The organism is Janthinobacterium sp. 1L-D-8-B-C4 (genome assembly GCF_057291295.1).
On the sequence record NZ_JBXAVX010000038.1, the window covers coordinates 1 to 1449 of the forward strand.

At 50.1% G+C, this 1449-nt stretch carries 1 protein-coding gene; it reads left to right on the plus strand.

Going from position 1 to position 1449, the window contains the following annotated elements:
* The first annotated feature begins 44 nt into the window (after positions 1 to 44).
* Positions 45 to 1414, plus strand: a protein-coding gene (locus tag AC0Z42_RS29690; RefSeq protein WP_485471641.1) for an IS3 family transposase whose coding sequence is annotated in 2 segments (ribosomal slippage) — positions 45 to 519 and positions 519 to 1414 — 1371 coding nt in all. Because the reading frame shifts where the segments join, the coding sequence is not laid out codon by codon here.
* Positions 1415 to 1449: the final 35 nt, after the last annotated feature.

Consider the following 1449-nt stretch of genomic DNA (forward strand, 5'->3'; position numbering starts at 1 on the left):
TGAACTGCCCCCCGAAAGTTGGACACAAACTTTCGGGGTTTTTTATGGCAAAGTACAGTATGCAATTCAAACTGGACGTTATCCAGCAATGTCTACGAGGTGAAGCAGGAGCCAAGACTACCGCCCGCCAGTACGGCATTCATCATTCGATGGTTGAACATTGGCTCTCTTTGTATAACGTTCATGGGCAAGCTGGTTTGGAGAAGAAGTTTACCCACTATCCGGTAGAGCGGCGCTTGCAGATATTGGAGCACATGTGGGCCAACAAACTCTCTTATCGCCAGACTGCAGCAGTATTTAATATCCGCGGCGGGAAATGCATCTCGCTATGGGAGCGCTGCTATCATAGTGGCGGTATAGACGCCCTGAAGCCGCGACAGCGCGGCAAACCTAAAAATATGCCTACCCCTCAGTCGCCTCAGCCTGTAACCCACGTAGATGATGAAACTCGTAGCCGCGAAGAACTGCTCGCGGAGGTCAACTTCCTGCGCATGGAGAATGCCTACCTAAAAAAGTTGAAAGCCTTGGTTCAGCAGCAGCAAGAGCAGCAGACAACAGTGCACAAAAAGCACAAGTAGTCGCCGAACTAAGGCAGCAATTTCCTCTGACAGACTTGCTCAAGCTGGCCGGCCTGCCGCGCAGTACCTTTTACTATCAGCAAAAGGTTGCGCAGGTGGCCGACAAGCATGATGCATTGAAGCAGAAAATTCGAACCATTTTCGCACGCCACAAGGGGCGTTATGGATATCGACGCGTGACACTCGCTCTTCGGCAGTTGGGTCAGCAGGTCAACCATAAGACTGTACAACGCCAGATGACCCAGCTGGGCTTGAGGTCGTTGGTGCGGCCGAAGAAATATCGCTCGTATAAAGCCGAAGTTGGCCAGGCGGCGACCAATATCTTGCAGCGTCAATTTCAGGCAGAGGTAGCGAATCAGAAATGGGTAACGGACGTGACGGAGTTTAACGTCGCTGGCGAGAAGCTGTATCTTTCGCCGGTGATGGACTTGTATAACGGTGAAATCGTTGCGTTTGAAACAGCTAGACGGCCCGTGTTCAATCTGGTGAGCTCAATGCTCCAGAAGGCGCTGGCCAAACTGAAAGCGAAAGACAAACCTATGCTACATTCTGACCAGGGATGGCAATATCGGATGCCTGCATACAAGAAAATGCTGAGCGATAAGGGGCTGGAACAAAGTATGTCCCGCAAAGGAAACTGCCTCGACAACGCAGCCATGGAAAGCTTCTTCGCCGTGCTCAAGACTGAGTTCTTCTATCTGAATAAATTTACTAGTGTCGAGGAACTACAGCGGGGTATCAAAAAGTACATTCACTACTATAATCATGACCGTATCAAGCTCAAGCTAAAAGGGCTGAGTCCTGTGCAGTACAGAACTCAGTTCTTGAGCAGCTAGCAAATTAAACCGTCCAACTATTTGGGGTCAGTTCA